The sequence below is a fragment of the Massilia timonae CCUG 45783 genome (assembly GCF_000315425.1).
Classification (GTDB): domain Bacteria; phylum Pseudomonadota; class Gammaproteobacteria; order Burkholderiales; family Burkholderiaceae_D; genus Telluria; species Telluria timonae.
Genome location: NZ_JH992922.1, coordinates 1,814,033 through 1,838,821 on the forward strand (window position 1 = coordinate 1,814,033; position 24,789 = coordinate 1,838,821).

At 66.1% G+C, this 24,789-nt stretch carries 25 protein-coding genes and 2 tRNA genes; 13 read left to right on the forward strand and 14 right to left on the reverse strand.

Annotated elements, in window-relative coordinates:
- The first annotated feature begins 10 nt into the window (after window positions 1-10).
- Both HMPREF9710_RS26480 and HMPREF9710_RS28215 read left to right on the forward strand, forming a co-directional pair.
- Complete coding sequence (locus HMPREF9710_RS26480; protein WP_005665367.1) at window positions 11-343, forward strand: putative signal transducing protein; 333 nt, start codon at window positions 11-13, stop codon at window positions 341-343.
- Window positions 344-427: 84 nt separating this feature from the next.
- Window positions 428-586: a hypothetical protein gene (locus HMPREF9710_RS28215; RefSeq protein WP_005665369.1), complete on the forward strand. Its 159-nt coding sequence runs from the start codon at window positions 428-430 to the stop codon at window positions 584-586.
- 57 nt (window positions 587-643) lie between these two features.
- Here HMPREF9710_RS28215 and HMPREF9710_RS07730 read toward each other — a convergent pair.
- The 5 genes from HMPREF9710_RS07730 to HMPREF9710_RS07750 all read right to left on the reverse strand — a co-directional run bounded on the left by HMPREF9710_RS07730 (window position 644) and on the right by HMPREF9710_RS07750 (window position 4,799).
- Window positions 644-720: transfer RNA gene (locus HMPREF9710_RS07730), tRNA-Met, on the reverse strand.
- 62 nt (window positions 721-782) lie between these two features.
- Window positions 783-859 (reverse strand) — tRNA-Met (locus HMPREF9710_RS07735).
- Window positions 860-940: 81 nt separating this feature from the next.
- Complete coding sequence (gene miaA, locus HMPREF9710_RS07740) at window positions 941-1,897, reverse strand: tRNA (adenosine(37)-N6)-dimethylallyltransferase MiaA (protein WP_005665371.1); 957 nt, start codon at window positions 1,895-1,897, stop codon at window positions 941-943.
- On the reverse strand, window positions 1,894-3,825 hold the full coding sequence (gene mutL, locus HMPREF9710_RS07745; RefSeq protein WP_040775208.1) for a DNA mismatch repair endonuclease MutL: 1,932 nt from the start codon (window positions 3,823-3,825) through the stop codon (window positions 1,894-1,896). Before mutL ends, miaA begins: the two co-directional genes overlap by 4 nt.
- Window positions 3,826-3,869: 44 nt before the next feature.
- The gene (locus HMPREF9710_RS07750) at window positions 3,870-4,799 is read right to left on the reverse strand and encodes a peptidylprolyl isomerase (protein WP_005665373.1); all 930 of its coding nucleotides are present in this window, start codon (window positions 4,797-4,799) and stop codon (window positions 3,870-3,872) included.
- 126 nt (window positions 4,800-4,925) lie between these two features.
- On the opposite strand from HMPREF9710_RS07750, the gene HMPREF9710_RS07755 reads away from it, so the two are divergent.
- Together HMPREF9710_RS07755 and HMPREF9710_RS07760 are read left to right on the forward strand one after the other, a co-directional pair.
- Entirely contained in the window at window positions 4,926-5,573 is a 648-nt protein-coding gene (locus HMPREF9710_RS07755) for a VTT domain-containing protein (RefSeq protein WP_005665374.1), read from the forward strand.
- Window positions 5,574-5,691: 118 nt separating this feature from the next.
- Window positions 5,692-6,717, forward strand: a complete 1,026-nt coding sequence (locus HMPREF9710_RS07760; RefSeq protein WP_005665375.1) for a carbonic anhydrase — start codon at window positions 5,692-5,694, stop codon at window positions 6,715-6,717.
- Window positions 6,718-6,766: 49 nt separating this feature from the next.
- On the opposite strand, the gene HMPREF9710_RS07765 is transcribed toward HMPREF9710_RS07760, so the two are convergent.
- The 3 genes from HMPREF9710_RS07765 to tsaE are packed head-to-tail and all read right to left on the reverse strand — an operon-like array spanning window position 6,767 to window position 9,541.
- Window positions 6,767-7,552 (reverse strand): D-hexose-6-phosphate mutarotase, encoded by a 786-nt coding sequence (locus HMPREF9710_RS07765; RefSeq protein ID WP_005665376.1) that lies wholly within the window; start codon window positions 7,550-7,552, stop codon window positions 6,767-6,769.
- A 13-nt stretch (window positions 7,553-7,565) separates the two neighbouring features.
- Window positions 7,566-9,080, reverse strand: a complete 1,515-nt coding sequence (locus HMPREF9710_RS07770; RefSeq protein ID WP_081589860.1) for an N-acetylmuramoyl-L-alanine amidase — start codon at window positions 9,078-9,080, stop codon at window positions 7,566-7,568.
- Complete coding sequence (tsaE, locus tag HMPREF9710_RS07775) at window positions 9,032-9,541, reverse strand: tRNA (adenosine(37)-N6)-threonylcarbamoyltransferase complex ATPase subunit type 1 TsaE (RefSeq protein ID WP_005665378.1); 510 nt, start codon at window positions 9,539-9,541, stop codon at window positions 9,032-9,034. Before tsaE ends, HMPREF9710_RS07770 begins: the two co-directional genes overlap by 49 nt.
- Before the next feature lie 40 nt (window positions 9,542-9,581).
- Here tsaE and queG point away from each other — a divergent pair, with 40 nt between their 5' ends.
- Complete coding sequence (gene queG, locus HMPREF9710_RS07780) at window positions 9,582-10,679, forward strand: tRNA epoxyqueuosine(34) reductase QueG (protein WP_005665379.1); 1,098 nt, start codon at window positions 9,582-9,584, stop codon at window positions 10,677-10,679.
- 19 nt (window positions 10,680-10,698) lie between these two features.
- Here queG and HMPREF9710_RS07785 read toward each other — a convergent pair whose 3' ends face one another.
- The 3 genes from HMPREF9710_RS07785 to HMPREF9710_RS07795 form a co-directional block, all read right to left on the reverse strand.
- Entirely contained in the window at window positions 10,699-11,079 is a 381-nt protein-coding gene (locus HMPREF9710_RS07785) for a DUF3052 family protein (protein ID WP_005665381.1), read from the reverse strand.
- 125 nt (window positions 11,080-11,204) lie between these two features.
- Window positions 11,205-11,786: a response regulator transcription factor gene (locus HMPREF9710_RS07790; protein WP_005665384.1), complete on the reverse strand. Its 582-nt coding sequence runs from the start codon at window positions 11,784-11,786 to the stop codon at window positions 11,205-11,207.
- Between the two features lie 96 nt (window positions 11,787-11,882).
- A complete protein-coding gene (locus tag HMPREF9710_RS07795; RefSeq protein ID WP_005665385.1) occupies window positions 11,883-13,892 on the reverse strand; it encodes a two-component system sensor histidine kinase NtrB in 2,010 nt (669 codons plus the stop codon).
- A 135-nt stretch (window positions 13,893-14,027) separates the two neighbouring features.
- Between HMPREF9710_RS07795 and HMPREF9710_RS07800 the strand changes: the two genes are divergently transcribed.
- The 5 genes from HMPREF9710_RS07800 (at window position 14,028) to HMPREF9710_RS07820 (ending at window position 19,752) form a co-directional block, all read left to right on the forward strand.
- A complete protein-coding gene (locus HMPREF9710_RS07800; protein ID WP_005665387.1) occupies window positions 14,028-15,026 on the forward strand; it encodes a TRAP transporter substrate-binding protein in 999 nt (332 codons plus the stop codon).
- Window positions 15,027-15,463: 437 nt separating this feature from the next.
- Entirely contained in the window at window positions 15,464-15,988 is a 525-nt protein-coding gene (locus HMPREF9710_RS07805) for a methylated-DNA--[protein]-cysteine S-methyltransferase (RefSeq protein WP_005665388.1), read from the forward strand.
- Complete coding sequence (xerD, locus tag HMPREF9710_RS07810; protein ID WP_005665390.1) at window positions 15,961-16,863, forward strand: site-specific tyrosine recombinase XerD; 903 nt, start codon at window positions 15,961-15,963, stop codon at window positions 16,861-16,863. The genes HMPREF9710_RS07805 and xerD overlap by 28 nt, the downstream gene beginning before the upstream one ends.
- 255 nt (window positions 16,864-17,118) lie before the next feature.
- Window positions 17,119-17,319, forward strand: a complete 201-nt coding sequence (locus HMPREF9710_RS07815; RefSeq protein WP_005665391.1) for a hypothetical protein — start codon at window positions 17,119-17,121, stop codon at window positions 17,317-17,319.
- A 267-nt stretch (window positions 17,320-17,586) separates the two neighbouring features.
- Window positions 17,587-19,752, forward strand: a complete 2,166-nt coding sequence (locus tag HMPREF9710_RS07820; RefSeq protein WP_005665393.1) for a putative bifunctional diguanylate cyclase/phosphodiesterase — start codon at window positions 17,587-17,589, stop codon at window positions 19,750-19,752.
- A gap of 10 nt (window positions 19,753-19,762) precedes the next feature.
- Here the strand turns inward: HMPREF9710_RS07820 and HMPREF9710_RS07825 are convergent, their stop codons facing one another.
- The gene (locus HMPREF9710_RS07825; RefSeq protein ID WP_005665394.1) at window positions 19,763-20,722 is read right to left on the reverse strand and encodes an endonuclease/exonuclease/phosphatase family protein; all 960 of its coding nucleotides are present in this window, start codon (window positions 20,720-20,722) and stop codon (window positions 19,763-19,765) included.
- A 38-nt stretch (window positions 20,723-20,760) separates the two neighbouring features.
- Between HMPREF9710_RS07825 and ybaK the strand changes: the two genes are divergently transcribed.
- The 3 genes from ybaK to HMPREF9710_RS07840 all read left to right on the forward strand — a co-directional run bounded on the left by ybaK (window position 20,761) and on the right by HMPREF9710_RS07840 (window position 22,719).
- Complete coding sequence (ybaK, locus tag HMPREF9710_RS07830; protein ID WP_005665396.1) at window positions 20,761-21,252, forward strand: Cys-tRNA(Pro) deacylase; 492 nt, start codon at window positions 20,761-20,763, stop codon at window positions 21,250-21,252.
- Between the two features lie 81 nt (window positions 21,253-21,333).
- Window positions 21,334-21,957: a glycerol-3-phosphate 1-O-acyltransferase PlsY gene (gene plsY, locus HMPREF9710_RS07835; RefSeq protein WP_005665398.1), complete on the forward strand. Its 624-nt coding sequence runs from the start codon at window positions 21,334-21,336 to the stop codon at window positions 21,955-21,957.
- A gap of 99 nt (window positions 21,958-22,056) precedes the next feature.
- Window positions 22,057-22,719: a DsbA family oxidoreductase gene (locus HMPREF9710_RS07840; RefSeq protein WP_040775211.1), complete on the forward strand. Its 663-nt coding sequence runs from the start codon at window positions 22,057-22,059 to the stop codon at window positions 22,717-22,719.
- A 45-nt stretch (window positions 22,720-22,764) separates the two neighbouring features.
- Here HMPREF9710_RS07840 and HMPREF9710_RS07845 read toward each other — a convergent pair whose 3' ends face one another.
- Both HMPREF9710_RS07845 and tsaD read right to left on the reverse strand, forming a co-directional pair.
- The gene (locus HMPREF9710_RS07845) at window positions 22,765-23,610 is read right to left on the reverse strand and encodes an endonuclease/exonuclease/phosphatase family protein (protein WP_005665401.1); all 846 of its coding nucleotides are present in this window, start codon (window positions 23,608-23,610) and stop codon (window positions 22,765-22,767) included.
- A gap of 121 nt (window positions 23,611-23,731) precedes the next feature.
- The gene (gene tsaD, locus HMPREF9710_RS07850; protein ID WP_005665403.1) at window positions 23,732-24,772 is read right to left on the reverse strand and encodes a tRNA (adenosine(37)-N6)-threonylcarbamoyltransferase complex transferase subunit TsaD; all 1,041 of its coding nucleotides are present in this window, start codon (window positions 24,770-24,772) and stop codon (window positions 23,732-23,734) included.
- Window positions 24,773-24,789: the final 17 nt, after the last annotated feature.

Below are 24,789 nucleotides of genomic sequence, written 5' to 3' on the forward strand. Positions count from 1 at the left end.
AGGCTTCATCATGCACATGCTCGCACTGAACGACTGGCTGGCCGCCCACCCCGAGGTCGAGCGCATTCCCGAGCGCGACCTGTACGTGGTGGCGCGCTACATGATCCCGCTGGACGCCAACCTGGCCCAGGGCTGCCTGGAAGCGTCGGGCATCCCCGCCATGCTGGCCGACGCCCACCTGATGCAGACCGACCTGCTGCTGGCGCCGGCCCTGGGCGGCGTGCGCCTGCTGGTCGATGCCGGACACGTGCAACAGGCGTATGCGGTGCTCGAAGCCCTGGCGCGCGGCGACTATGCGCTCGACGAGCACGCGCCGGACGGCGAGTGGCATAAGGCTGAGTAGACCGCGCGCGAGCGTGGGGTGGCGCACGAATCGACGCGCGCCACAGGCGTACGCTGTGCTCTCTTGTGTCAAAAGGAGAACATCATGCCCCAGGGTGATAAATCGTCGTACACCGACAAGCAAAAGCGCCAGGCCGAGCACATCAAGGAAGGCTACGAGAAGAAGGGCGTCGGCAAGCAGGAGGCCGAACGGCGCGCCTGGGCCACCGAGAACAAGGTCTCGGGTGGCGGCAAGAAGCATTGAACGATGACGCTGGAAACAACAACGGCCCGGTTCGCGAGAACCGGGCCGTTCTGTATCTGGTGGTGATAGGTGGACTTGAACCACCGACCCCAGCATTATGAGTGCTGTGCTCTAACCAGCTGAGCTATATCACCGAAACTGACAAAGCAAAAATGGCTTGACTCGTTGGAGAGCCAAGCCATTCGCTTGGAATTCTTGGTGGTGATAGGTGGACTTGAACCACCGACCCCAGCATTATGAGTGCTGTGCTCTAACCAGCTGAGCTATATCACCGCAACGACCAATATTATCGGGCGCGACCGGTTGCGTGTCAAGATCGTGGCGTGTTCTGCGCGGAAAAATGTCGCGCCGATGTCATTTGCCTAACGTCGCCAGGTGATCCAGCATCGCCCCAGCCGGGTCTGGCCCCAGGCAATCGATCACGATCCGGTCCGGCATCGCGCGCAGCCAGGTGATCTGGCGCTTGGCCAGCTGGCGGGTGGCGATGATGCCCAGTTCGCGCAGTTCCGCGCGGCTGATATTTCCATCCAGGTAGTCCCAGGCCTGGCGATAGCCGACGCAGCGGATCGACGGCAGCGCCGGCGACAGGTCGCCGCGCGCGCGCAGGCGCGCCACTTCCGCCACCAGGCCCCCGTCGTCGCTGTTCCCCAGCATCTGGTCGAAGCGCAGCGCGATGCGCCCGTGCAGCACGGCGCGGTCATCGGTCTCGAGGCCGAACGACACGAGTTCGAACGGCAGCTCGGGCTTGGCGCGTCGCGCCAGCAGGGCCGACATCGGCTGGCCGGACAGTTCGAAGATTTCCAGCGCACGGTTGATGCGCTGGGCGTCGTTCGGCGCCAGGCGCGCCGCCGTCACCGGATCGACCGCGCGCAGCTTCTCGTGCATGCCGGGCCAGCCGATGCGGGCGGCTTCGGCATCGAGCGCGGCGCGCACGCCGGCATCCGCCGTCGGCAGGTCGTCCAGGCCGTCGACCAGCCCCTTGAAATACATCATCGTGCCGCCCACCAGCAGCGGCAGCTTGCCGCGCGCCGTGATCTCGCCGACGAGGCGGATGGTGTCGTCGCGGAACTGCGCCACCGAATACGCCTCGAGCGGATCGAGGATGTCGATCAGGTGGTGCGGCACGGCGGCCAGTTCGTCGGGCGTGGGCTTGGCGGTGCCGATGTCCATTTCGCGATACACGAGGGCCGAGTCGACCGAGATGATCTCGACGGGACGGGTCTGTGCGATGCGCAGTGCAGCCGCGGTCTTGCCGGACGCGGTCGGGCCCATGATGGCCACGGCCATCGGCTTGTTTGTCTCGTTCATCATTGGCCGCGCAGGAACAGTTTGTCGAGCGCGGAGATCTCGAGCTGGACCCAGGTCGGGCGGCCGTGGTTGCACTGGTCGGCGCGCTCGGTGCTCTCCATCTGGCGCAGCAGCGCGTTCATCTCGGGCACGGCCAGGATGCGGTTGGCGCGCACCGCCGTGTGGCAGGCGAGGGTGCCGAGCAGCTCGTTGCGGCGCTCGATCAGCACGCGCGAGCCGCCGTATTCGCGCACGTCGCGCAGCACATCGCGCGCCAGGGTCTGGGCGTCGGCGTTCTTGAGCAGGGTCGGCACGCTGCGCACGGCCAGCGTCGTCGGCGACAGCGCGGCGATGTCGAAGCCCAGCGCCTTCAGCGTGTCCTGGTGCTCGGTCGCGGTCGCGACTTCGATCGCGTCGGCGTAGAAGGTCACCGGGATCAGCATCGACTGCACCTGCATCTCCTGGCCCTGGGCCTGGGCGTCGAGCGCGTTCTTGATCTGCTCGTAGAGGATGCGCTCGTGGGCCGCGTGCATATCGACCAGCACCAGGCCGCGCGTGTTCTGGGCCAGGATGTAGATGCCGTGCAGCTGGGCCAGCGCGAAGCCGAGCGGGAAGTCGTCGTTCGACAGCGGGCGGTCCGACGCCGAGAGCGGCACGTCCATCGGGGCGGACGAAGGCGCAGGCACCGTGGTCGTCGCATCCGACTTGAACAGCGCGCCATACGCCTCGGTACGCTGCGCCACGCCGCCTTGCGTGGAAGGATCATCCCAGCGGCTGCCCGCCGGATACGGCGACGGCGAGAAGGTCGACAACTGCGACCCGAACGAGGTCTGCTCGTGTGGCCGCATCTGCGGCCGTGACGGCGATTCCGATAACTGCCATAGCGGCGTCCCGCTCGGCCTTACCTCGGCCGCCGTGATCGGCGCCGGCACGCTGCCGTGCGCCGTGGCCGAGGTCTGGGCCAGCGTGCGCTGCACCGCGTGGAACACGAACTGGTGCACCGCGCGGCTGTCGCGGAAGCGCACTTCGATCTTCGATGGGTGGACGTTGACGTCGACCAGCGCCGGATCGAGGTCGAGCGACAGCACGTACGAGGGGAAGCGGTCGCCGTGCAGCACGTCCTGGTAGGCGGCGCGCACCGCATGCACCAGCACCTTGTCGCGGACAAAACGCCCGTTCACGTAGAAGAACTGGCCGTCGGCGCGCGCCTTGGAGGCGGTGGGCAGGCCGACGTAGCCGTGCAGGTGCAGCGGGCCGGCCGATTCGTCGAGTTCGAGCCGCGCCTCGGCGAAATCGCTGCCCAGGATGTGGGCGCTGCGCTTGGCCGCTTCGCTCACGTTCCAGTGGTCGATGGTGCGGCCGTTGTGCGACAGGCTGAACGACACGTCCGGACGCGCCAGCGCGATGCGGCGCACGACCTCGGCGCAGTGGCCGTATTCGGTCTGTTCGGATTTTAAAAACTTGCGGCGCGCCGGCGTGTTGAAGTACAGGTCCTGCACGTCGATCGTGGTGCCGCAGGCCCCCGAGGATGGAGCGACCGTGCCCTCGTGCGAGCCGACGATTTCCCAGGCGTGGGCCGCGTCGGGCGTGCGCGAAGTGATGCGCACCGCGGCCACCGAGGCGATCGAGGCCAGCGCCTCGCCACGAAAGCCCAGCGTGCCCACGTTCTCGAGGTCGTGCAGCGAAGAGATCTTGGAGGTCGCATGGCGCGCCAGCGCCAGCGGCAGCTGTTCCGGCGCGATGCCGCGGCCATTGTCGGTGATCGCGATGCGCTTGACGCCGCCTTCTTCGAGGCGCACGGTGATCTGGGTCGCGCCCGCGTCGAGCGCATTTTCCAGCAGTTCCTTGACGACGGCCGATGGCCGCTCGACCACTTCGCCGGCGGCGATCTGCGAGATGAGCTGGTCGGGGAGCTGCTGGATGGGACGGTGGGTCGGGGCTGGGGCGTTCATGGTGCGATTATATCGCGCTGCCATGGCCCCGGATCGTCGATGGCTTATTGCTGTTCGCGCACGGGAATCGGCACATTGCACAGGTCGATGGCGCCGGCCGCGACCTTGGTCCACGGACCGCCGCGGTTGCGCTGGGCCTCGATCACGGCCTGGAAGGCGGCGCTCTCGGTGCGCATCACCTCGAGCTTGCTGCGTTCAGGCAGCGGCACGTCGGCCGCCAGGCGTACGCTGGCGATCGGCGTGCGTTGCTCGGCTTTCTCGTAGAAACCGGCGGCGCCGGTCCCGCGCGGCATCACCGTGAGCAGCGGCATGCCGGACACGATGCGGCCGACCACGGTGATGTTGCGGTCCAGGTGGCGCGGCGCGTGGCCGATCACGGTGTACAGCTGCGAACCGTTGCCGGTATTGGACGCCTCGTCGCGCGCCACGCCGACCATGGCGTAGCAGTGCGGCAGCCAGGCCTGGCCGGCCTTCGGGTCGCGCGCTGCCGGGAAGCCGTTCACGTGGCCCACCTGCGGCGCGTAGACGTCGCGTTCCTTCAGCTGCGTGAATTTGCCGGTGCCCTTGGCGGGCACGGTGAATTCGGCGTCCACTGTCTTGTCGGCCCTGAACGGGCGCGGCGTTTCTTCGTCCGGATCGCCCCATTGCACCACGAAGCCGTCTTGCGCGCGCATGATCCACAGGCCGTCGAAATAGCGCTCGCGCACCAGTGCGCGGATGTTCGCGGCCGCCTTCGGCGCGAAGCTCGGCGCCAGTTCCATGACCACGCGGCCGGCCGGCAGTTCCATGTACAGCGTGTTTTCCGGATCGAGGGGGCGCCAGTCGCCCGGCTGGGACGCCTTGACCACGTCCGCCACCGAGGGCTTGGGCGGCAGTTCCTTGCCGGGCCTGGCCGGCGCCGCGCTGGCGCCGCTGCTGAACAGGGCGAGGAGGGCGCTGCCGGTGAGTGCTCCGATCATGGTCATTGCCTGCATGTCTGCTCCGCTTCTTATTTATGTGCGGGCAATTGTAGCCCAGCGCGCTGCCAGGCCCTCCAGATCGCGTGAACATCTTGCAAGAGGGGAGAGGGCTATAATGTCAGGCTCTCGTTTAGGAATATCATGGACCTGATGCACCTGTTCGACATGCTGCTGCACGTCGACAAATCCCTCGGCGCCCTGCTGGCCCAGTACGGCACCTACGTCTACCTCGTCCTGTTCGCCATCGTGTTCTGCGAGACCGGCCTGGTGGTCCTGTTCTTCTTCCCCGGCGACACCCTGCTGTTCATCGCCGGCGCCTTCTGCGCCACCGGCGAGATGAGCTATCCGCTATTGACGACCTTGCTGGTGACCGCCGCCGTCACCGGCAATACGGTGAACTATTTCATCGGCGAAGCGGTAGGCCATCGCATGTTCACGCATAACTATCGCTGGATCAACAAGGATGCCCTCACGCGCACCCATGCCTTCTTCGAAAAGCATGGCGGCAAGACCATCATCCTGGCGCGCTTCCTGCCGGTGGTGCGCACCTTCGCGCCCTTCGTGGCCGGCGTGTCCGACATGACGCACACCCGCTTCCAGCTGTACAACGTCGCGGGCGCGCTGCTGTGGGTGGCCAGCCTGGTAACGGCCGGCTATTTCTTTGGCCACGTGCCGATCATCAAGGACCACCTGACCGAGATCGTGCTGGTGGGCGTGAGCGCGGCCATCGTGCCGCTGGCGATCGGCGGTCTGTACAAGCTTGGCCGGCGCATGCTCAGCCGTAATTAACATTTAGAATGACAAGTCGGCAAAAGGCGTAAATTCAGCGCCTTTTGTTGCTGCAGCGCACTCAAGTTAGCTGCGCCGGGTCCGATAAGGATAGGGTAAGCACACTATCTGGACACCCATGCGTAACCTGATCGCACTATTCGCCTTGAGCCTGAGCCTGACCATGGCCACGGCGCATGCGAACGATGCAGCCCCGACCAAGCCTGCGGCCGAGAAGCCCGCGGCGATTGCCTCGATCAAGCCGAACCTGCGGCCTGCCGGGGCCACCCCGGCTGCCGCCCAAAAATCCGAAGAAGATGCGGAAGTCGACCTGTCGGTCCGCATCGCCGAAAAACTGGCCGAGCTGCGCGCCAAGCAGGCGCTGCGCGCCGAGGAAGCCGCACGCGCACGCCGCGCCGCGGACGCCCGCCGCAAGAAGGAAGCCGCCGCCGCTGCCGCCGCGGCAGTCGAAGCCGCCAAGCCGAAGAACGGCACCCATTGGACCTATGAGGGCGAGTTCGGTCCCGAGAACTGGTCGAAGATCAATACCGCTTGGGCAGCCTGCAATACCGGCAACCGCCAGTCGCCGATCGACCTGCGCGACGGCATCAAGGTCGACCTGGAGCAGATCAACTTCGACTATCACCCGAGCTCGTTCAACGAGATCGACAATGGCCATACGATCCAGGTGAATGTCGCGGGCGGAAACTTCCTGAGCGTGGGCGGGACCACCTACGAGCTGCAGCAATTCCACTTCCACCGTCCGGGCGAGGAGCGCATCAACGGCAAGGGCACCGAGATGGTCGTGCATCTGGTGCACAAGAGCTACGACAACAAGATCGCGATCCTGGCGGTGCTGCTCGAGCGCGGCGACGCCAATCCGATGATCCAGACCGTGTGGAACAATCTGCCGCTGGAAAAGCACATGACGGTGACGCCGTCGATCGTGATCGACGTCAACGAGATCCTGCCAGCGCGACGCGACTACTTCACCTACATGGGGTCGCTGAGCGAGCCGCCATGCACCGAGAACGTGCTGTGGCTGGTGATGAAGCAGCCGATGACGGCGTCGCCGCAGCAGATGGCCTTGTTCTCGCGCCTGTATCCCTTCAATTCGCGGCCTGTGCAGCAGGCGAACGGGCGGATGATCAAGGAATCCATGTAAAACAAAAAAACGCGCCGAGGCGCGTTTTTTCATGATCTGGGCGAGAACGTCAGGAAACGCGGTAACGGCCTTCCCACACCGCACCCGGCGCCAGCTCGACCGGCGTCAGCTGCGCCGGCTCGATGCACACGAAGCGCTGGTACTCGTCGTCTTCCATGTCGGCCAGCGCGGCCGTGTCCGCGGCGCCCGGATTCCATACCACGGCATCCCGGAAGCCTTCCTGTTCCAGCGTCAGGACGCGCGCCCAGGTGCCCAGGGTGATGCCGTCGCCCACGTTCTCGTAGACCACGTCGAGCTTGTCCGCGATGGACAGCGTCCCCGCCTCGAGCCCCTCGATGCGCACGTCCGCCAGGTGCGGCACCAGGTGATAGGTATGCAGCGCCGCCGCGAACGGGAAGGGCGCGTCGCCCGTGTTGCGCACGCTGAACGCCATCTCCAGCTGATTGGCGCGCACGGTCACGCGCAGCGCCAGCGCGAAGCGGTGCGGCCAGGCGGCGGCCGTCGCCGGCGCCAGGTCGGCATCAGTCAGGCCGAACTCGGCCCACGCCGCATCGCCCTCGATGCCGTGCGCTTCCAGGCGCCAGCTGCTGACCCGCGCAAAACCATGGCGCATGCCGTCGCCGCGTTCGGCGAACTGGGGAAAGATGACGGGCACGCCGCCACGGATCGCGCGGCTGCCGTCCAGGGCCGAGCGGGTGCTGAGGAACATGCGCTCGCCGCCGTCGGCGCCATGCCAGGACACCAGGTGGCCGCCATACAGGGTGACGACGGCGCTGGCGCCGTCGGGCGCCGTGATGCGAATCGCGGGCAGTTGCCCGAAGGTGATGTTTTCCATGATGGGATCAGGCTCAGGTCTGGCGGCTCTTGGCCATGGGCGGATTATCGGCGAAATAGCGGCGGATGCCATTCGTGATCGCGTTGGCCAGCTGGTCCTGGTAGCCGTCGTCGTTCAGGCGCGCTTCTTCCTGCGGGTTCGAGATGAACGCGGTCTCGACCAGGATGGAGGGGATGTCCGGCGCCTTCAGCACGGCGAAGCCGGCCTGCTCGACCGAGGCCTTGTGCAGGCGGTTGATGCCGCCGATTTCCTTCAGCACGGCCTTGCCCAGCTTGAGGCTGTCGTTGATCTGGGCCGTGGTCGACAGGTCGAACAGCACGCTGGCCAGGTGCTTGTCGCTGGTGCCCGTCAGGTTGGCGCCGCCGATCAGGTCGGCCTTGTTCTGGTCATTCGCCAGCCAGCGCGCCGCGCTCGAGCTGGCGCCTTTTTCCGACAGCACGAACACCGACGAGCCGCGCGCGGTCGGCGAAATCCAGGCGTCGGCGTGGATCGAGACGAACAGGTCGGCCTGCACCTTGCGCGCCTTTTGCACGCGGGTGCCCAGCGGCACGAAGAAGTCGCCGTCGCGGGTCAGCATCACGCGGGTATTCGGCATCTGCTCCAGCTTGGCCTTGAGGCGCTTGGCCACCGCCAGCACGATGTCCTTCTCGCGGCTGCCCTTGGCGCCGATCGCGCCCGGGTCTTCGCCGCCATGGCCCGGATCGAGGGCGATGGTGATCATGCGCGCCACCTTCTGGGCAGGCAGGGGGGCGCTCGCCTTGGCCGGCGGCGGCTGCACCGCCAGGGCCGGCGCCGTGCCCTTCAGGCCCGACATTTCGGCTTCCAGCTTGGCGATCGCGTCCGGGCCGGCGTTCGGCTGGGTGCGCGGGACGGCGGGCGGCGGCACGGGAATCTGCACCGGCGGCGTGCCGGTGGCGGGATTGGGCGAGGCCGGCGCGCCAGCCACCGGGGTGGCGGCGACAGGGTCGCCCAGGGCCGGCTGGTCGGCCGCCAGGGTCGTGGTCGGGCCCGGGCTCCAGTCGCCCTGTTCGATCAGGGCGGCGATCGGGTCGACCGGAGTGGCCGGGTACAGGTCGAACACCAGGCGGTGCTGGTAGCCGGCCACCGGCGCCAGGGTAAATACCTGCGGCTTGATCTCGGCCTTCAGGTCGAACACCAGGCGCACCACGTTCGGGCGGTTCTGGCCGACCCGGACCTGCTTGATGTAGGGGTCGTTCGGTTCGATCTTGGCCACCAGGCTCTTGAGCGTGTTGCTCAGGGCGAGGCCGTCGATATCGACCACCAGGCGCGGCGGATCGGGGATCAGGAAGTGTTCGGCCTTGAGGTCGGTGTCGTTTTCCAGCGTCACCCGGGTGTAGTCGGGGGCGGGCCAGACACGCACGGCCAGGATTTCATTGGCGCTGGCGCGCAGCGGGATGACGGACAGCAGCAGCGTGCCGCCGGCCTTGAGCAGGACACGGCGACGCGAGGACGAAGGCGTCACGCGGGCGGCTGGGGCGGCAGAAGGGGAGCGAGACGGTCGAGGCATAGCAGGCCTAATTCGGACAACGCCTGCAATTCTACATCACGGCCGGGCCCGCTAACGTTGAGCAAGATACGCAAGTCGGGCGCCGGCAACACCGGATCGCCTTTTTCGGGCCACTCGACGATGCACACATTGCGCCCGTCGAAGTCCTCGCGAAAGCCCGCGTCCAGGAATTCTTCCGGACTCGACATGCGGTACAGGTCGTAGTGGATCACGTTCAACGGCTTGCCATCGAGCATTACCCGATACGGTTCCGACAAGGTATAGGTCGGGCTCTTCACGGTGCCGGCATGGCCGGCCGCCTGCAGCAGGGCACGGGTGAGGGCGGTCTTGCCGGCGCCGAGGTCGCCGTGCAGATAGATCACCAGGCCCGGCTGCAAGGCGCGCGCCAGGGCGGCGCCGAGGGCGGATGTGGCGGACTCGTCCGGCAGATAGCGCTGCAAGCGCGATTTAAAAGGCTGCATCGAATAAAATAGCGAGTTGTTCTGCGTGATTTCTTGCGGTATGCCCACTTCCCCCAACCCTGCCCCCGACCTGCCCGAGCTTGCGCGCGCCATCAAGGCGTGGGGCAAGGAGCTGGGCTTTGCCGACGTGCGCGTCGCCGACGTCGACCTGGGCCACCTGGAGGCCGGGCTGCAAGCCTGGCTGGACGCGGGTTACCACGGCGAGATGGATTATATGGCAAGCCATGGCATGAAGCGTGCCCGTCCCGCCGAACTGGTGCCGGGCACGGTGCGCGCCATCGTGGCGCGCATGGATTATCTGCCCGCCGCCCAGGATGCCGACTGGCGCGCCCGGGAGCGCCTGCGCCAGCAGGATCCGGAGGCCGCCGTGGTTTCGGTGTATGCGCGCAGCCGCGACTACCACAAGGTCTTGCGCAACCGCCTGCAGTCGCTGGCCGGCCGCATCCAGGACGCGATCGGGCCGTTCGGCTTTCGGGTGTTCACCGATTCGGCGCCGGTGATGGAGTTGCCGCTGGCCGAAAAGGCCGGCCTGGGCTGGCGCGGCAAGCACACGCTGCTGCTGTCGCGCGCGGCCGGCTCGACCTTCTTCATCGGCGAGATCCTGGTCGACCTGCCGCTGCCCGTCGACCCGCCCACCGGCGCGCATTGCGGGCAGTGCCAGTCGTGCATCGACCTGTGCCCGACCGGGGCGATCCTGGGGCCGGGCAAGCTCGACGCGCGGCGCTGCATCTCTTACCTGACGATCGAGCTCAAGAACAGTATTCCGGAAGAATTGCGGCCCCTGATCGGCAACCGCATCTATGGCTGCGACGATTGCCAGGTGGCCTGTCCGTGGAACAAGTTTGCGCAGCGCGCGGCGGTGCCGGATTTCGACGAACGCAATGGCTTGGGTGGAGGCGACCTGCTCGAGCTGTTCGCCTGGGACGAAGAAGAATTCAACCGCCGCATGGAAGGCAGTCCGATCCGCCGCATCGGCCATGAGCGCTGGTTGCGCAATCTGGCGGTAGGGTTGGGAAATGCCGCCGAGAAAAAGCGTGGGGATGCTGTCATCGTGGCGGCCTTGCAATCCCGGCTTGATCATCCATCCGAACTGGTGCGCGAACACGTCGCCTGGGCCCTGGCGCGCCACGCCGCCTGAGCCGGTATGCGTCAGGCCATCAGATCTCGATGCGCTTCAGGCGCAGGGCCGACCAGTCGCCGTCGATCGAGATCATGGCCACGCCGGTGATGCCGTTCTCCTTGGCATAGGCATTGATCGAATCGCGGTTGATGTCGGTGGCCTTGGAGGCGGTCTGCTTGAGGTAGGCGATCCACAGCGAACCCTTCTCGCCCAGCTTGCGCTTGGCGATGTCGAAATAGTGCTCGAGATCCTTGCGGTGCATGCAGAACATCAGGATCACGTCGAAGGGACCGTCGCCCTCCTTGACGATCTCGGCCGGCATCTGGGCCGCCACGTTCGGATTGACCTGGCCATTGAGCACCAGCATCGATTTGGCTGTTCGTAAAAACATCTTGTCTGCAACTGTCTTTTCGTTCATTGGAGTTTCCTAAAAGAGAGGTGCATCGCGGCGCCCGGGGCCGCGGCGCGTTCAAGACTATTTTACAAGGCTTCCCATGAGAAGTTGGAACGCTTGACGCGCGACAAGGTCGGCAAAAAGAGGGGTTATTTCAACAGCCCAGCCAGCTCGACGGCGGTCTTGACCTGCATCTTGTCGAAGATATGGGCCCGGTGCACCTCGACCGTGCGCATGCTGATGCCCAGTTTATCGGCCACGACCTTGTTCATCATGCCGGCCAGGATCAGGTCGAGCACTTCGCGTTCGCGCGCCGACAGGGTGGCCAGGCGCGCCTGCACGCCGGCCGAGGCGGCCGCCTTGCGCGAGGCGGCGAGGGCTTCCTCGACCCGGTCCATCAGCTGGTTGTCGTTGAAGGGTTTCTCGAAGAAATCGAAAGCGCCGCGCTTGAGCGAGTCGACCGCCATCGGCACGTCGCCGTGGCCGGTGAGAAAGATCACGGGCAGGCGCGGCAGCAGGCCGCGGCCGATCAGCGCGTCGAACACGGCGATGCCGTTCATGCCGGGCATGCGCACGTCGAGCAGGACGCAGTCGCCGCTGACGTCGAGGTCTTGCAGGGCGTCGAGGAATTCCTGGCCGCCCGCGTAACCGCGCGCGGGCAGGCCGCGCGATTGCGCCAGCCAGGCGAGCGAGTCGCGAATGACTTCTTCGTCGTCGACGATGTGCAGCATGCAGGTCTCCGTAGTGGCGGGATGGGCTTCCCGCCTTGTTGCTTTTCTCGTAAAGATGGCGCATCCAGGATAGCCCTGCGCGCCGCAGACCGAATTTTAGCCCAGCGTCCGGCTGGCCGCTTGGGCCGGCAGCGAAAATGTGAACACGGTGCCGCCGGCCGGATGCGGCGCATGGCTCAGGGTGCCGCCATGGAACTCGATCGCGGTGCGGCAGATCGACAAGCCCATCCCCATGCCCTCGGCCCGGGTCGAGTAGAACGGAGAAAACAGCCGCTCGGCCACTTCGGGCGCGATGCCGTGGCCGCGGTCGATCACCGACACCGCCACCTGCTCGTCCGCGTGTACGGCCTCGATGCGCAGCACACGCTGGTCCGGCGCCGTGTCCTGCATGGCCTGGATCGCATTGCGGGTCAGGTTGAGCAGCACCTGTTCCAGCATCACGCGGTCGGCCAGCACGGTCGGCAAGCCGGGCGGCAATTGCACGCGCAGCGCCACGCCGGCCTGGCGCGCCTGCAGCTCGATCAGGGCGTGCACGCTGGAAATGACGCTGCGGATCGTCACCTCCTGGCGCAGCGGTTCGCGCTTCTTGACGAACTCGTGCACGCTGCGGATGATCTGGCCGGCGCGCTGGGCTTGCTGGCGCGCCTGTTCCAGCGCATGGCGCAGCATGCCCGGCTTGAGGTCTTCGCCGGTGCCGGCCGCGCGCTCGAGCATGTTCAGGGCGCCCACCGTATAGCTGGAAATCGCCGCCAACGGCTGGTTCAGCTCGTGCGCCAGCATCGACGACAGTTCGCCCATGGTGGCCAGGCGCGCGCTGGCCTGCAGCTTTTCTTCCTGCTGGCGGTTGAGCTCTTCGACCCGCTTGCGGTCGGTGATGTCGAGCACCGAGCTCATCCAGCCGGTATGGCGGCCATCGACGTCCACCAGCGGCGCTTCGAACACCAGCACCGGCACCCGGGTGCCGTCCGGACGCTGGAACACGGTCTCGAATTGCGGCGTGATCTTGCCCGACAGGATGCCCTGGAAGCGTTCCTCGTACTCGGCGGTCGCTTCCGGCGCCCAGTAGGCCATCGGCGGCTTCTTGCCGATCAATTCTTCCGGCGGATGGCCGACGATCTGGCAGAAGGCGCGGTTCACATAAGTGACGCGGCCCTCCAGGTCGCGCGCGCGCAGGCCGGTGAGCAGCGAGTTTTCCATCGCCGTGCGAAACGCCATCTGCTGGCGCAGCGCGCTTTCCGCCGCCAGCGTGCGCGAGATGTGGCGCCACAGCGCGGCCAGGCTGGACAACAGGCCCAGGGCCAGCACGATCACCGAGCCCACCAGCAGGTTCGGCAGCAGTTGCGGCGCGCGCTTGACGCTGTTGGTCGACAGCACCAGCTGGGCGCCCGGCAGGTCGAGCTCGCGCTGGTGGGTGTACACGCCGCGTCCCGGGCCGCCGGCGGCGCGCCGCGCCACCGCCTGTTCGTCGCGGTCGATCAGGGCCAGCGCATTATCCTGGGCGAACCACCAGGGCACGGTCTCGTCGAGCAGCACCTGCAGGCTGTAGGTCGCGACCAGGCTGCCCATGAACTGGCCATTGCGAAACAGCGGCAGGTAGAAATCGATCAGGCCATGGGTCGATGGCGTGGCGCCATACGGTTCGCTGTAGCGGCCGCGCCGGATCGAGCGCGCCATTTCTCCGGCCAGGGCCGTGGTCTCGGGCAGGCCGGCGGCGGGCAGGTCGGCGCCATGGCTGGCCAGCACCGCGCCGGCGGCGTCGCTCCACACCACGCGCACCAGTTCCGGGCCGTTGACGAACATCTGGCGGAATCGCGCCTGCAGTTTCTCCGGCGGCAGCGGCGCGACCACCAGGTCGGCGCCGAGGGCGCTGAGCGCATCCTCGCTGCGCGCCAGCTCGAAGCGCAAGGTCTGCTCGACCCACAGCGTGTCTGCAATCAATTGCTCTTGGCGCTCGGTGCTTTCCATCTGGCGCGCCTGCCAGGGCAGCCAGATCAGCACGGCGAGGAACAGCAGCACCAGCAGCATCGGCACCAGCCAGCGCCAGAACCGCCAGGCGCGGATGCGCGCGCGCGGTTCCGACATGGGCTGGGCGAACGGAATTTTCATGCAAGAGTCCTGTATTGGTTAAACTGTCCAGCTGTTGTGGAAGTCCACGATGGCGGTCGACATGGGCACGGCACAGACTTGCGTGCGGCAGTGCATCCGCCAGTGTAAGGTTTCATTAGAAAGAATTAAACCGTCATGCAGATCAAGACCCTGGCCGCCAAAGCGCTCTTCGTGCTGGCGGCGGCCGCGAGTGTCGACGCCCTGGCGCAGGGGCCGATCGTCATCAAGTTCAGCCACGTGGTGGCGCCCGACACGCCCAAGGGCCGGGCCGCCGAGCGTTTCAAGGAGTTGGCCGAGCAAATGACGGGCGGCCAGGTCAAGGTAGAAGTGTATCCGAACAGCCAGCTGTACAAGGACCGCGAGGAGCTCGAGGCCCTGCAGCTGGGTGCGGTGCAGATGCTGGCGCCGTCGCTGGCCAAGTTCTCGCCGCTGGGCGTGCGCGACTTCGAGGCGTTCGACCTGCCGTATATCTTCCCGGACCGGGCGGCGCTGTACAAGGTGACCGAAGGCCGCATTGGGCGCAACCTGTTGCGCAAGCTCGAGCCCAAGGGCATCACCGGCTTGGCGTTCTGGCATAACGGCTTCAAGATCATGTCGGCCAACCAACCCTTGACCTCGCCCAAGGATTTTGAGGGATTGCGCATGCGTATCCAGGCGTCCAAGGTACTGGATGCGCAGATGCGCGCGCTGGGCGCCCAGCCTCTGGCGCTGGCCTTTTCCGAAGCCGCACCCGCCCTGCGCGATGGGGTGGTGGCCGGCACCGAGAACACGCCGTCGAATATGTACACCCAGCGCATGCACGAGACGCAAAGCCACCTGACGCTGTCCAACCACGGCTATCTGGGGTACGCGGTGATCGTCAACAAAAAATTCTGGGATGGACTGCCGGCCGACACCCGCAACACCCTGGCGCGCGCCATGCGCGAAGCCACGCTGTACGAAAAAAAGATCGCCCAACGCGCCAATGACGACGCCATCGAAGCCATCCGCCAGGCCGGCACCACGACGATCCACACGCTCACGCCGGCCCAGCAGGCCGAATGGCGGCGTGCGATGCAGCCGGTGTATGGACAAATGGAAAGCCGCATCGGCAAGGAAACCGTGCGCGCCATCCTGCGCGAAGTGGGGCGCTGACGTAAGGCAGGGATCGGCGATGCGGGAGGGCGCGCTGACATGCGCCTACAGCATGTCGACAATCACGTTTTGTTTATAAGTAAAATAATTTTCCAAATTTGTGGCCGAAAAGATACATTTTCTATAAGAACTTGCGTTATCATGGGGCTCATGCGCACTGGGATGGTGCGCGGCAGTGCCAAGAACAAGCAATAGAAGCGGCATGCAAGGTTTTTGGGGGAGCATTGATAAAAGCACGGTAATCCATACCGGAGACATTCGAGGAGACACCACGTTTGACAGAAGTCGCTGGCAAGACCCGGCGGCCGGAAACGTGACCCGAATTGGAGCGCACCCGAGGGTGCGCTTTTTTTTCGTTCGAATCGTCCAATCGCTGGCCCGCATGGGCGCTGCCCGGTTAAGATGCCTGGGCAACACATTGCTCAGTCGCCCCCACTATGAAGCCCGATCCTGCCAGCCAGATTTTCAATGCCATCGTGCCCGCTCCCTTCGGCGCGCTGGGCATCCGCACCGCCGACGACAAGCTGCGCGAAGTGGTGTATTTACCGCCTTCGTTCGCCGAAAAAAGCGCGGACAGCGCCATCGCGCAGCGCAGCGCCGAGCAGCTCGCGCGCTACCTGGCCGACCCGGATTTCAGCTTCGACCTGCCGTTGATGGACGCCGGCACCGAGTTCCAGCGCAAGGTGTGGCAAGAAATCAGCGCCATCCCGCGCGGCGCCGTGCGCACCTATGGCCACCTGGCCAAGGTGATCGGCTCGCATCCGCGCGCCGTGGGCCAGGCCTGCGGCGCCAATTGGTTCCCATTGGTCATTCCCTGCCATCGGGTCACGGCATCCGGCGGCCTGGGCGGCTTCTCGAACCAGAACGACGAGAACGGTTTCCATCTTTCGGTCAAGCGCTGGTTGCTGCGGCACGAAGGCGCCACCGCCGCTCCATGGCAGCAGCAGTCGATCTGGCCCTGATCGACGAGTTCTGCGACACGCTCTGGCTGGAACAGGGCCTGGCGAAGAACTCGCTCGACGCTTACCGGCGCGACCTGCGCCTGTTCGCCGGTTGGCTGGACGCCAAGCGCCCGGGGCGCGGCCTGCTGGCCGTGGGGGCGGAAGATCTCAGCGCCTATTTCGCCGAGCGCCATCCGGAATCGCGGCCGAGCACGGCCAACCGCCGGCTGTCAGTGTTCAAGCGCTTCTATGGCCTGCTGCTGCGCCGCGGACAGATATCGACCGACCCCTGCCTCAAGATGCCGTCGGCGCGCCAGCCGACCCGTTTCGTGCATACCCTGACCGAGGACCAGGTCGAGGCCCTGCTGGCCGCCCCCGATATTTCGACGCCGCTGGGTTTGCGCGAGCGCACGATGCTGGAGCTGATGTATGCCAGCGGCTTGCGGGTATCGGAACTGGTGGCCCTGAAACTGGTCGAAGTGAGCCTGAACGATGGCGTGCTGCGCGTGACCGGCAAGGGCAGCAAGACGCGCCTGGTGCCGTTCGGCGAAGAGGCGCGGCGCTGGCTCGAACGCTACCTGAAGGATGCGCGCGGCATCATCCTCAACGGCCAGGTCGACGACGCCTTGTTCGTCACTGGCCGCGGTGGCCCGATGACGCGCCAGATGTTCTGGATCCTGATCAAGAAACACGCGTCGAAGGCCGGCGTCACCGGTCCGCTGTCGCCGCATACGCTGCGCCACGCCTTCGCCACGCATTTGCTGAACCACGGGGCCGACCTGCGCGTGGTGCAATTATTGCTGGGTCACGCCGATATTTCGACGACCCAGATCTACACCCACGTGGCGCGCGAACGCCTGAAACGGCTGCACGCGCAGCATCATCCACGTGGCTAGCGCAAGAACCTATCCCGGTAGGTGAGAGTCGTTACTGCCGCGCCTGGCAAGCGCGTGCTGCGTTGCTCGTCGTTGCATGGCTCGCCATGCGGCCTCCTCGCGCATTGCTCACGCTCGCCATGCATCGCCTACGCGCATGTCGCCATGAACTTCCTCCCACCTACCGGGATAGGTTCAAAGTCGGGAACCGCGAAGTAGTCCATAATGGCTGTGCAGGTGCAGCATTTTCCTTGAATTAAACACGTCGAGGTGACTATGGCACGGAACAATTTTTCTTACGAAAAGCGGCAACGGGAACTCGAAAAGAAGCGCAAGGCCGAAGAAAAAGCCAGGCGCAAGCTGGAAGCGAAGAACGCGCCGGCCGACGGCGCCGCGACCGTGCAGCCGGACGGCGATGCGACCGGCGAGGAGGGCGAAGAGCGCACCCCTGCCGCAGCGCCGCCGAGCCTGGCCTGAGCGGCCGGCCCATCAAAAGGATTGCGCGCGTGCTCCGTCGACATCGATGGAGCCCCTGGCGCATGATGGAACTATAAGCATCCACAACGGTCTGAGCCATCTGAATGCGACAAGCTGTCAGTTGGCCGGTGTGAATGGCGGTATGGCGCGACAAAGCGCGTGCCGCCCGCCGTTTGCGAGCTCGCAAACGGCATGGCCCGCCACGGCATGACAATGTCGGTGTTGTCTACCTGCTTATTGTCGTTTCCATAGCGAAAGGCCATTGCTGTGAGCGAACCACCGCCGAATTCCGCGGCGCACCCGTCCGCGCCGTCGGCCGCGCCCTCCCTCGATTCTCCACTTGCCGGGGATGGGCAAGCCAGTCCCGCAGGCGACCTCCCGGGACGTGGCGACGGTGGGGGCGAAGCCTTCGGCTGGCTCCACCATTTCGTCACGGCGCTCGAGCTGGCGCCGGCGGTCGCCGTGCATTCGATGGACCAGGCCGGCGCCATCCGTTTCTGGAACCGCGCCAGCGAAGAACTGTACGGCATCCCGTCCAACGAGGCGGTCGGCAAGCCCTTCCGCGAGCTGGTGTGCCACCTCGACCGCCAGGCCGAGTTCGCGGATGCGATCGCCGCGATCTGGTGCAGCGGCCACGCGCCGCCGGCGCGCGACTGGCAGGTGCAATCGCGCGCCGGCCGCCGCCACTGGGTCTATTCCTGCCACTACCCGGTCAAGCACGACAGCGTGATGCAAGAGATCTTCTGCATGGAAGTCGACATCACGGCGCGTAAAGAGGCCGAGAGCAACCTGGCGCAGGCGGCCCAGGTGTTCCAGAACGCGCGCGACGCCATCATCATGATGGATGCCGACTACCGCGTGCGCGCCGTCAATGGCGCCTTCACCAGCATCACCGGCCACGTCCCCGAGCACATCCTCGGCCAGTCGCTGGCCAGCCTGGGCTGGGATGCCGCCGACGGCTTCTACGAGCGCATCTGGTCCGAACTCGACGGCCACGACCACTGGGAAGGCGAACTGGCCAGCGTGCGCAGCAATGGCGAGCGCTATCCGGTGCGGGTGGCGTTGACGGCGATCCGCGACGCCCACGGCGACGTGTCCAGCTATATGGCGATGCTGTCCGACATCAGCGAGCGCAAGCGGCTCGAGGAGCAGGTGCGGCACCAGGCCGAGCACGATGCCCTGACCGGCTTGCCCAACCGCATCCTGTTCCTCGACCGCCTGCACCAGGCGCTGGCCACCTGGCGCCGCCAGCGCGACCGCTGCGCCGTGATGTTCCTCGACCTCGATAAATTCAAGCCGATCAACGATCACCACGGCCACCAGGCCGGCGACGCCGTGCTGCGCGAGGTCGCCGCGCGCCTGCGCGCCTGCGTGCGCCGGGTCGACACCATCAGCCGACTGGGCGGCGACGAATTCGTGGTGCTGCTGGGCGACATCAAGGGCGCCGACCAGGCCGCGCACGTGGCCGGCGCCGTCACCCAGGCGGTGGCGCGGCCCATCGACGTTGGCGGGCAGCAGGTGGCGCTGTCGGTCTCGATCGGCATCGCGCTGTGCCCCGACGACGGCGACGAGGTGGAGGCCCTGCTGCACCATGCCGACGTCGCGATGTACCACGCCAAGCAGGACGGACGCGACACCTTCCGTTTCTTCGATCCGGCCATGAACGCCCATGTGATCGAGCGGGTCGAGCTCGAGAACCGGCTGCGCCAGGCGATCGAGAGCCATGAATTCGTGCTCGAATACCAGCCCGAGGTCGAGGTGGCAAGCGGCCGCGTCGGCACGGTCGAGGCCTTGCTGCGCTGGCGCCATCCCGAGCGCGGCCTGCTGCTGCCGCAGCACTTCTTGCCGGTGGCCGAGGAATCCGGCCTGATCGTCCCGATCGGCGAATGGGTATTGAAGGAAGCCTGTCGCCAGGCGCGCGCCTGGGGCGATGCGGGGTTTCCGGTCACGGTCGCGGTCAACCTGTCCGCCGCCCAGCTCGCGCATGCGGGGCTGCTGGCGGCGGTCGACGCCGCCTTGCAGGGCGCCGGCCTGGGGCCGGGAGCGCTCGAGCTCGAGATCGCCGAGGAGGCGCTGGTGCGCGGCGAGCCGGCTTTCGAGACGGCGATGGCGCTGCGCGCACGCGGCGTGCAGCTGAGCATCGACCGCTTCGGCACCGGCCTGTCGAGCCTGGAGGCGTTGCGCCGCTTCCCGCTCACCAAGCTCAAGATCGACCGCAGCTATGTGGGCAACGTCGGGCGCGACCCGGTCGATGCGGCCATGGTGCCGGCCATCATTTCGGTGGCGCGCAGCCTGGGCTTGCGGGTGGTGGGAGAGGGCGTGGAGACGGCCGAGCAGCTGGATTTCCTGCGCCGGCATGGCTGTGACGACTACCAGGGGTTTTATGCCAGCGCGGCCATGGCGACACCCGACTTGTCACCGCATCCTGGCTGATACGTTGCGGTCACGTCAAATCACGTTGCCCGAACAACCGTATCCTGGCCAGCACCTGCCCATGATCCGACGCCTCGGGCAGCGCCAGATTCAGGTGATCGTTCAGGTACACCACGTCCACCACTTCCCCGATCGCGTGGGGCAGCGCCGGGTTGAATTCGGGCGACACCAGGATGTGGTCGATGGTCGAATGGCGCGTGTCGTGCAGGATCGAGAAGCCGACGTGGCGCTGGTGGTCGAGCCGGCGCTGCACCTGGCTGGCGTCGAACATGCGCTCGCCGACCGGCGTGCCTTCGCCCAGCACGATCTCGGTGGTCACCGAATCGGCCACGTCGTTGAAGTCGCCCAGCACGATGCGCGGGCGGCGGTTGGCATGGGCCATGTCGGTCAGCAGCACGCGCAGCGCGGTGGCCTCGGTGCCGCGCCGGATCAGCGAGCGCAGGCAGGCCAGCGCATACAGGTGCGGGTCGGCGCCGCTGTCGCTCGAACGGTAGTCGGGCCGGCGCGACTTGAGATGGACCACGATCACGTCGATCACCACCCCCGGCGCCGCGATCACGCCCGCATGCAGCGGGGCGCGAGTGAAGCGGTCCGGGTCGCGGCTGCCGGGCGGCATCGTGACGTTAGCCGGGAACATCGGCAGCTGCGATCCGGGCTCGGCCAGCGGCAGGCGCGAGACCAGGGCCACGCTCGGGGTCAGGCGCGGGGCGGCCGGGTCGGGATCGAAGCCGATGTGGTGGGCGTCGCGATAGCGCCGGCTGCGCCGCAGCACTTCCTTCAGCACGCTCTGCGAAAAGATCTCCTGGAAGCCGATCACGTCGGCATTGATCAGGTCGAGCTGGTGCGCGGTCCAGTCGAGCTTGGCCTCGTACTCGGCGGCCGTGGTGGGCGCGAGATTGTCGTACAGGCGGGCGCCGGGCGGGGCCAGGTTGAAAGTGTTGAAGGTGGCAAACCGAAGTTCTTCCTGCATAATAGAAACCCCTATTGTTCGTCTTTAGCGTAACACGCATGGCCAAGAAAGAGCACGTCTCAGAGACACCCGCCACCCAATTCCTGCGCAAGCATGCCGTCGCATTTTCCGAGCATCCTTATGAGTACGAAGAGCATGGCGGCACGGCAGTGTCCTCGAGCGCGCTCGGCGTGCCCGAACACGACGTGGTCAAGACCCTGGTGATGCAGGACGAGGCCGCCAAGCCGCTCATCGTGCTGATGCATGGCGACTGCAAGGTGTCGACCAAGAACCTGGCGCGCGCCATTCCCTGCAAGTCGGTCGAGCCGTGCAAGCCGGACGTCGCCCAGCGCCACTCAGGGTATCTGGTCGGCGGCACCTCGCCCTTCGGCATCCGCAAGGCGATGCCGGTCTATGTCGAGGAAAGCATCCTGGCGCTGGACAAGATCTACATCAATGGTGGACGCCGCGGCTACCTGGTCGGCATCGACCCGAAGGTGCTGGTCGACGTGCTGAAGGCGCGTCCGGTGCAGTGCGCCCTGGCCGAGTAGCTTTTCCCACCAGCGGCCGATGGTGTATATTCACGACCGATTTCCGGTAATGACATCGGCCGGAACCCACTGAGAGAGTAGATGAACACCCTGATTGCCACCATTGCCGCCTATTTGCTCGGCTCGATTTCCTTCGCGGTCGTGATGAGCCGCGTCTTTGGCCTGTCCGACCCGCGCACCTATGGCTCCAAGAATCCCGGCGCCACCAATGTGCTGCGCAGCGGCAGCAAGAAGGCCGCGATCGCCACCCTGGTCGGCGACGCCGCCAAGGGCTGGCTGGCGGTCTGGCTGGCGATGCGGTTCGGCCCCGATGTCGGCCTGGATGACACCGGCATCGCCCTGGTCGCGATCGCCGTCTTCATCGGCCACCTGTGGCCCGTGTTCTTCCGCTTCGTGGGCGGCAAGGGCGTGGCCACCGCGCTGGGCGTCCTGCTCGGCATCAATCCATGGCTCGGCCTGGCGACCCTGGCGACCTGGCTGATCGTCGCCTACGCCTTCCGCTATTCCTCGCTGGCGGCCCTGGTCGCCGCGATCTTCGCGCCGTTCTACTATGGCCTGCTGTTCGGCGTCGATGCAATCCTGTTCGCCGTGTTCGTGATGAGCGCGCTGCTGCTGTGGCGTCACAGCAGCAATATCGGCAACCTGATCGCCGGCAAGGAATCGAAGATCGGCAGCAAGTCGGCCGGGGCCAAGAAAGCCAAGTAAGCGAAACGGGCCGCCGCGCGCCGGATTTTCTTGCAGGCGTTACCATTCGTCTTGAACAGCGGCGCACCCGCGCCGCGCCGGACAGAAAGGTGGTACCCCGTGAGCAAGCAACTCAGGATCGATTTTGTGTCGGACGTCTCGTGCCCCTGGTGCGCGATCGGCCTGAAATCGCTGGAACAGGCCCTGTTGAAGGTCGGCGACGAAGTGCGCGTCGACCTGCATTTCCAGCCCTTCGAGCTGAACCCCGACATGGGCCCGGATGGCCAGGACATCGTCGAGCACGTGACGCAGAAATATGGCGCCACGGCCGAGCAGCAAGCCGCCACCCGCGAGACGATCCGCGCACGCGGCGCCGCCGTCGGTTTTACCTTCGACATGGAGCGGCGCGGCCGCATCTACAACACCTTCGACGCCCACCGCCTGCTGGCTTGGGCCGAGGACGAGGGCATGCAACGCCAGCTCAAGACCGCGCTGCTGGAAGCCTATTTCACCCGCTGCGAAGACCCGAGCAACCATGAGGTGCTGCTGCGCACGGCCGAAAGCGTCGGCCTGGACCGTGAGCGGGCAGCCATCATCCTGGGCTCCAATGAATATGCGGAAGACGTGCGCACGCGCGAACAATTCTTCCAGCGCGCCGGCGTCAAGTCGGTGCCGGCGATCATCATCAACCAGCGCCACTTGATTTCCGGCGGCCAGCCGCCGGAAGTGTTCGAGCGGGCGCTGCGCGAGATTCCGGGGTTGGAGCCGGAAACCACGGCGTGATTCAGGCGTTGGGTTGGCGGCAAGCCGCCAACCCAACGGTGTCGATCAAGTGAGTTCCAGTACCACCGGCTGATGATCCGACGCCGCCGTCTCCGACTGCACGTCGAGCGAGCTCAAGCGCGACGCCAGGTCGTCGGTGACGAAGAAATAGTCATAGCATTCAGGCCGCTCGGGCCACGGGAAACCGTGCAGCCCGGTGGTCGGTGCGCGCGCCATGTCGCCGTGCACCGCGCGCCAGGCGTCCACCAGCGGCAGCGCGCCGGGTTCCGGCGCGCCCAGGAGCGCCTGGTAATCCGGCGCATCCGGCGCGAAATTGAAGTCGCCGCAAAGAATCGCCGAGCCGGGCCGGAAGCCCAGCTGGAACGGCGCATCGAGATTCGGATCGGGCTGGAACAAACGCGAGCGGGCGCAGGCCTCGGCATGCAGCTCGCGGATGCGCGCCACTTGCGCCATGCGCTGCGGCGGCGAATAGTACTCGAGATGGGTGGTCAGCAGGCGCAGCTTGCCAGTCGGCGCATCGACCACGGTTTCGAGCAGGCCGCGCGGCATGCCGGCCGGGTGCTCCGGATCGGCCGGCCAGGGCAACAGGTGGCGGTGCACCTGCGAGATACGGTATTTGGAGAGGATCAGGTTGCCGAACAGGCGCGGAACGTTGTTCTTGTAGATTTCACTCGGGGCGTGCTCCATCGCGTGGTAGCCGCCGAATGCGCCGCTGAGCTGCTTGAACTGGTTGGCGCTGGCGCTGCCCTCGAGCTCGGGGTGGTTGGCCGCCACCTCCTGCAGGCAGATCACATCGGGGTTCAGCCGGCGCAGCACGTCGATGATCGCATGGATGCGAATTCGACCGTCCTTGCCACAACCCCAACGAATATTCCAGCTTACTACGCGCATCGTTCACCTCCGTAAATCTTGATCGACGGATATTGCCACCGTTTGGCGAGCAACGGTCACACGGTAGGATCGATGTCAGGCTGGCAAGTTCAATGGCGAATTCGAGCGATTCCCTTGCTATTCATGCAGCTTCCAGCTCGTCCAGCGGCCAGCGCGGGCGCACCGTGAAGGCGTAATCGCGCTGGGCCAGCGCCGGGTTGCGCTCGAGGCGCATGGCGCCGGCAAAGGCGATCATGGCGCCGTTATCGGTGCAGAATTCCAGCTCCGGGTAATACACCTTGAACTTGCGCCTGGCGGCGGCCGCGTTGAGCGATTCGCGCAATTGCTTGTTGGCGCCGACGCCACCCGCGATCACGAGGCGCTTCAGGCCCGTATGCTTCATCGCATTCACGCATTTCGCGGTGAGCACGTCGACGATCGCATCGACGAAGCCGCGCGCGATGTTCGCTTTGTCCTGCTCGCAGATATTGGCGACGACTTTTTCTTCGTGGTTCTTGACCACGGTGAGCACGGCGGTCTTCAGGCCCGAGAAGCTGAAGTTGAAATCCTTGCTGTGGAGCATGGGGCGCGGCAGGGTATAGGCGGTCGGATCGCCGAACTCCGCCAGGCGCGAAATTGCCGGCCCGCCCGGGTAGCCCAGGCCCAGCAGCTTGGCCGATTTGTCGAAGGCTTCGCCGGCCGCGTCGTCCAGGGTCTCGCCCAGCAGCGTATAGCTGCCGACGCCGTCGACCCGCATCAGCTGGGTATGCCCGCCCGAAACCAGCAGCGCGAGGAAGGGAAATTCCGGGCGCTCCGACGCCAGCAGCGGCGACAGCAGGTGGCCTTCGAGGTGGTGCACGCCGAGCACGGGTTTATCGAGCGCCAGCGCCAGGCTGCAGGCGACCGAGGAGCCGACCAGCAGCGCGCCGGCCAGGCCCGGGCCTTGCGTATAGGCGATGGCGTCGATGTTCGATGCCGGCAGGTCGGCGCGCTTCAGGACTTCGTCCAATAGCGGAATGGCGCGCCGGATATGGTCGCGCGAAGCGAGTTCCGGTACCACGCCGCCATACTCCTCGTGCATGGCGACCTGCGAGTGCAGGGCGTGGGACAGTAGGCCGCGCTCGGTGTCATACAGAGCAAAGCCGGTTTCATCGCAGGAGGATTCGACGCCGAGAACGATCATGGGAGGAGCAGTGTGAA

Excerpts from the sequence above, each read along its gene's own strand:
- HMPREF9710_RS26480 (WP_005665367.1), top strand. The coding sequence starts at position 11 with ATGCACATGCTCGCACTGAACGACTGGCTGGCCGCCCACCCCGAGGTC.
- HMPREF9710_RS28215 (WP_005665369.1), top strand. The coding sequence starts at position 428 with ATGCCCCAGGGTGATAAATCGTCGTACACCGACAAGCAAAAGCGCCAG.
- miaA (WP_005665371.1), bottom strand. The coding sequence starts at position 1,897 with ATGATGAACGAGACAAACAAGCCGATGGCCGTGGCCATCATGGGCCCG.
- mutL (WP_040775208.1), bottom strand. The coding sequence starts at position 3,825 with ATGAACGCCCCAGCCCCGACCCACCGTCCCATCCAGCAGCTCCCCGAC.
- HMPREF9710_RS07750 (WP_005665373.1), bottom strand. The coding sequence starts at position 4,799 with ATGCAGGCAATGACCATGATCGGAGCACTCACCGGCAGCGCCCTCCTC.
- HMPREF9710_RS07755 (WP_005665374.1), top strand. The coding sequence starts at position 4,926 with ATGGACCTGATGCACCTGTTCGACATGCTGCTGCACGTCGACAAATCC.
- HMPREF9710_RS07760 (WP_005665375.1), top strand. The coding sequence starts at position 5,692 with ATGCGTAACCTGATCGCACTATTCGCCTTGAGCCTGAGCCTGACCATG.
- HMPREF9710_RS07765 (WP_005665376.1), bottom strand. The coding sequence starts at position 7,552 with ATGGAAAACATCACCTTCGGGCAACTGCCCGCGATTCGCATCACGGCG.
- HMPREF9710_RS07770 (WP_081589860.1), bottom strand. The coding sequence starts at position 9,080 with ATGCCTCGACCGTCTCGCTCCCCTTCTGCCGCCCCAGCCGCCCGCGTG.
- tsaE (WP_005665378.1), bottom strand. The coding sequence starts at position 9,541 with ATGCAGCCTTTTAAATCGCGCTTGCAGCGCTATCTGCCGGACGAGTCC.
- queG (WP_005665379.1), top strand. The coding sequence starts at position 9,582 with ATGCCCACTTCCCCCAACCCTGCCCCCGACCTGCCCGAGCTTGCGCGC.
- HMPREF9710_RS07785 (WP_005665381.1), bottom strand. The coding sequence starts at position 11,079 with ATGAACGAAAAGACAGTTGCAGACAAGATGTTTTTACGAACAGCCAAA.
- HMPREF9710_RS07790 (WP_005665384.1), bottom strand. The coding sequence starts at position 11,786 with ATGCTGCACATCGTCGACGACGAAGAAGTCATTCGCGACTCGCTCGCC.
- HMPREF9710_RS07795 (WP_005665385.1), bottom strand. The coding sequence starts at position 13,892 with ATGAAAATTCCGTTCGCCCAGCCCATGTCGGAACCGCGCGCGCGCATC.
- HMPREF9710_RS07800 (WP_005665387.1), top strand. The coding sequence starts at position 14,028 with ATGCAGATCAAGACCCTGGCCGCCAAAGCGCTCTTCGTGCTGGCGGCG.
- HMPREF9710_RS07805 (WP_005665388.1), top strand. The coding sequence starts at position 15,464 with ATGAAGCCCGATCCTGCCAGCCAGATTTTCAATGCCATCGTGCCCGCT.
- xerD (WP_005665390.1), top strand. The coding sequence starts at position 15,961 with ATGGCAGCAGCAGTCGATCTGGCCCTGATCGACGAGTTCTGCGACACG.
- HMPREF9710_RS07815 (WP_005665391.1), top strand. The coding sequence starts at position 17,119 with ATGGCACGGAACAATTTTTCTTACGAAAAGCGGCAACGGGAACTCGAA.
- HMPREF9710_RS07825 (WP_005665394.1), bottom strand. The coding sequence starts at position 20,722 with ATGCAGGAAGAACTTCGGTTTGCCACCTTCAACACTTTCAACCTGGCC.
- ybaK (WP_005665396.1), top strand. The coding sequence starts at position 20,761 with ATGGCCAAGAAAGAGCACGTCTCAGAGACACCCGCCACCCAATTCCTG.
- plsY (WP_005665398.1), top strand. The coding sequence starts at position 21,334 with ATGAACACCCTGATTGCCACCATTGCCGCCTATTTGCTCGGCTCGATT.
- HMPREF9710_RS07845 (WP_005665401.1), bottom strand. The coding sequence starts at position 23,610 with ATGCGCGTAGTAAGCTGGAATATTCGTTGGGGTTGTGGCAAGGACGGT.
- tsaD (WP_005665403.1), bottom strand. The coding sequence starts at position 24,772 with ATGATCGTTCTCGGCGTCGAATCCTCCTGCGATGAAACCGGCTTTGCT.